The sequence below is a fragment of the Polaribacter sp. WD7 genome (assembly GCF_003335085.1).
In the GTDB taxonomy this organism is placed as follows: domain Bacteria; phylum Bacteroidota; class Bacteroidia; order Flavobacteriales; family Flavobacteriaceae; genus Polaribacter.
On sequence record NZ_QPEJ01000005.1, the window covers coordinates 1 to 3,662 of the forward strand.

The window sequence follows — 3,662 nt, forward strand, 5'->3', positions numbered from 1 at the left end:
ATTTTAGTTTCTAAGGTTACTTTTTGATAGGTTCTTTTTCGCCAGGGTTCTTTTTTTGTTTTCATAAGTGACTATAATTAATTGATTAATTTTTAGTCAACCTATTTCAGGAAAGTTCATTTTGGTGCTTGTTGCCAACGTTTCTGTATAAAATTTGTTGCGTTGTTTTCAAGCTAAAAGTAAGTAAATTATTACTGATTAGAAAGTTTGCGAGAACTTTCCCAAGTAGGCTAAAAGCTAGCAATAAGGTTTATACTTTGTTGGCTAAAGTACTTTTTTTGTCAAAATCATATATAATTTTTCATTGATATAATAATTTCCAGTTCCAAGTTTTTGTTTTGATAGAATTCCATCTTTGGCAAGTCTATTTAAATAATTCGCAGCTGTAATTCTTGATACACCCAAATCTCTTTCTATAAATTCAATTTTTGTATATGGGTGTTGAAATAAGTTATTCAATAAATCTTGACTATAAAATTTATAATTATTTCTAATTAGATGTTTATATTCAAGCATTAATTTCTGTATATCTTTTATTAGAATTATGGTTTGCTTAGAAGTTTGTTCTACTGCTTTAATAATATAGATTAACCAATTTTCCCAATTGTCAGTAATTCTAATTTCCTGTAATAACTCATAATATTTAGCTTTATTTTCGATAATAAATCTACTCAAATATAGAATTGGTAAATCAAGTAAATCTTTCATCACTAAATAAAGCACATTAATAATTCTTCCTGTTCTACCATTACCATCATAAAAAGGGTGTATACTTTCAAATTGATAATGTATAATAGCCATTTTTACTATCGGGTCAAAATCAGATAAAGTATCGTTATTGATAAATTGTTCTAAATTTGACATTAATTTTTTTATAGTTTCAAAGTCTTGTGGAGGAGTATAAACTATTTCCCCTGTTTTGGCATTTTTTAATGCAGTTCCAGGAACTTTTCTAAATCCAGCATTATTTTTTTCTAATTCGGATTGTATTTGGATAATGTCATTATTTGTTAAAATATTTCTTTTTGAAATTAACGAATAACCTATTTTTAAAGCAGAAATATAATTTTGAACTTCTTTAGCATCTAATGATTTTACTCCTTCCAAATTTAGTTCAGCTTTGTAAAGGTCATCATGTGTTGTAATGATATTTTCAATTTCAGAACTATCTTTTGCTTCTTGTAAACCTAGAGTGTTAATTAGAATATTTTCATTTGGAATACTCGATACTAAACCTTTTAGCTCAGCTAATGCTCTATGAGCTTCGTTTAATTTTTTAAGGACATTTTTCGTTTCAATGTCTTTTTCCAAAGGAAGTTTTTCAAGCTTAAAGTCATTCATAATGATAAGGAATTCTACTTTTCTTTACAAAGGTAATTGATAATGATAAGAAAATTCACTTTTCTTTACATAATAATTTTAGATGATAAGTTATTTGAACTTTATTTGCATTACATTTTGAGCCCACTGAGGTATTTTAGCCAACGTTTCTGTATAAGCTTTGTTGCGGGTTTATCAAGCTAAAAGTAAGTATATAATTACGGATTAGAAAGTTCGCGAGAACTTTCCCAAGTAAGCCAAAAGCTAGCAATACAGCTTATACCTTGTTAGCATACGTTTTAATTCCTTTTTAATTTAAGTTTTCTTTTTTCACTACTATAGTTTGTCCCCATAAATCCCCAACTCTCTGATTCAAGTCTGTATTTTTTATTGTCAATATTCCTACAAGACCAAAAAAGAACATATCAATTGGATCAAGTAAATGTCTTTTCAGAGACTCACTAAAAGTCAGTTTTCTATTAATTCCACTTTTTGGAATTGCTTTCAATCCCAAAATAAGATTTCCAATTGTTGCTCCAATTCCAATTTCAAACCCAATTGTCATAATTCCCCAAAAAATTATAGGAACAATTGATAGTAATCCATTTACGGAATAACCTCCATCTGCATTAAGTTTTCCAACTGCATAAATATAAAAGAAAAAGAAAGCATAAATTAAAATATAGTCAACTAATCCTGCAACCATTCTGTTTCCAATATTGGGTTCAGTTTTAATTTCCTCAAATTCTTCAAATTCACTCATAGGTTTCGGTTAATGTATGCTAACGTTTCTGTATAAGCTTTGTTGCGGGTTTGTCAAGCTAAAAGTAAGTAAATAATTACGGATTAGAAAGTTCGCGAGAACTTTCCCAAGTAAGCCAAAAGCTAGCAATACAGCTTATACCTTGTTGTGTGTAGTTTATTTTTTCAATTCGTAATTTTCAATAATTTCAAAACCTAATAAACCTTTATTGGTAATAAATTCAATGGTTTTAAATTCAGAATAATCTTTCTTTAAACTAAAATGTTCAGGTAAAATTCGGCTTATTAATTCACCATTTTTTTCTAAAGTTACTTTAGGATTATTTCTTCTAATTCTTTTTCTTCCCCCAGTTTTAGATTGTATAATTTTCTCAATTTTATATTCTTTTTTATTTCTTTCAGAATTTTTTCCAATATAATTTACACCTAAAATAATTCCATTTACAACATTTCCTAACATTGCTGTTACACCAAAAATTGTAAGAAAACATACAAGAAAAATAAACATTTTCAATTTAATTCCTTCAAGTTTTTTATAGCTTTTCGGATTCAATAATTCCATCTTATAAATTAAATATATTCCAATGATTAATCCAGAAGATATTAAACTTCCCCAAAATAATGATTCACTATAAAAAGTTAAATCAAATAATAGATAAACAATTAAATGAAAAATTCCACCAACTAAAACAAAAGGTTTGTATTTAATTGATTCCTTTTTTTTCTTCTTTTTATTTTTCTTTTTTTTCTTCATTTATTTAGTTCAGAAGTATGAGTGAGTAATTACACACAACGGTTTTGTGTATATATCAGTTGCGTGGTTTATTCACTAAATTTAGCAAATAATTACTGAATAGAAAATCCGCGAGAATTTTCCCAAGTAGGCTATAAACTAGCAATTGAATATACACGTTGTTGTACGTAGGCTTTTATTATTTCGCTCATTACTTCTTTCGGATATTTCCATTTTAACATTTTATTCGGCGAGCTGTTTAATCCGCTATTTATTTTTCTGAATGGTAAGTTTTCAAAACTTCCATATTCTATTTTCCAATGTTCTATGCTGAACATACAATTATTCAGCGAACCATTCGCACTTCGATCATTATTAGTTTCACATAGTTTTATTTCTCCAATCATTCCTTTCAAAGTTTCGTAACCGATTTCAATTCGGTCATTTTCGAGTTGTGAATGTAGTGTTTTTGTGAAAATTCGAGTTATGTTATTCAATTCAGATTTTTTTATGTCAGACAGAATTACCAAGTATTTGGTCAGTTTGTTTACAATCAGCCAACACTTTTTTCTATCTACGTAAAAAATAGTCGCAACCCATTCTCCCAATATTTTGTTTTCAGTTTCATTTTTTTCCACAATTGATTTTGTAATTGTCTTTTCAAGTTTTCGAGTTGTATATATTTGGGTAAAATTCATTCTTTTTATTGGTTTTCAGCGTTATTTTTGTATTATACTGAAATAGGTTGACCTTTTTTTGATGATTTTCGACACGTTCAAGCTATTTTTTTCAGCCGTTTAGAAGGCAAAAAACTAGTTTGAACTCGGTTAGTTCTTAAATTGTTAGT

At 27.7% G+C, this 3,662-nt stretch carries 4 protein-coding genes; all 4 read right to left on the reverse strand.

Features of this window, described 5'->3' with window-relative positions; all coding sequences use genetic code 11:
- Window positions 1–264: 264 nt before the first annotated feature.
- The 4 genes from DUT90_RS00065 to DUT90_RS00080 all read right to left on the reverse strand — a co-directional run bounded on the left by DUT90_RS00065 (window position 265) and on the right by DUT90_RS00080 (window position 3,513).
- A complete protein-coding gene (locus tag DUT90_RS00065; RefSeq protein WP_114424681.1) occupies window positions 265–1,341 on the reverse strand; it encodes a Fic family protein in 1,077 nt (358 codons plus the stop codon).
- Between the two features lie 289 nt (window positions 1,342–1,630).
- Window positions 1,631–2,083 (reverse strand): RDD family protein, encoded by a 453-nt coding sequence (locus DUT90_RS00070; protein ID WP_114424682.1) that lies wholly within the window; start codon window positions 2,081–2,083, stop codon window positions 1,631–1,633.
- 156 nt (window positions 2,084–2,239) lie between these two features.
- Entirely contained in the window at window positions 2,240–2,836 is a 597-nt protein-coding gene (locus tag DUT90_RS00075) for a hypothetical protein (protein ID WP_114424683.1), read from the reverse strand.
- Window positions 2,837–2,967: 131 nt separating this feature from the next.
- Window positions 2,968–3,513, reverse strand: a complete 546-nt coding sequence (locus DUT90_RS00080) for a DUF6933 domain-containing protein (protein ID WP_114424684.1) — start codon at window positions 3,511–3,513, stop codon at window positions 2,968–2,970.
- Between the last annotated feature and the right edge of the window lie 149 nt (window positions 3,514–3,662).

What these genes read in the sequence shown, in the direction of transcription:
- DUT90_RS00065 (WP_114424681.1), bottom strand. Translation starts at nt 1,341, where the DNA reads ATGAATGACTTTAAGCTTGAAAAACTTCCTTTGGAAAAAGACATTGAA.
- DUT90_RS00075 (WP_114424683.1), bottom strand. Translation starts at nt 2,836, where the DNA reads ATGAAGAAAAAAAAGAAAAATAAAAAGAAGAAAAAAAAGGAATCAATT.
- DUT90_RS00080 (WP_114424684.1), bottom strand. Translation starts at nt 3,513, where the DNA reads ATGAATTTTACCCAAATATATACAACTCGAAAACTTGAAAAGACAATT.
- DUT90_RS00070 (WP_114424682.1), bottom strand. Translation starts at nt 2,083, where the DNA reads ATGAGTGAATTTGAAGAATTTGAGGAAATTAAAACTGAACCCAATATT.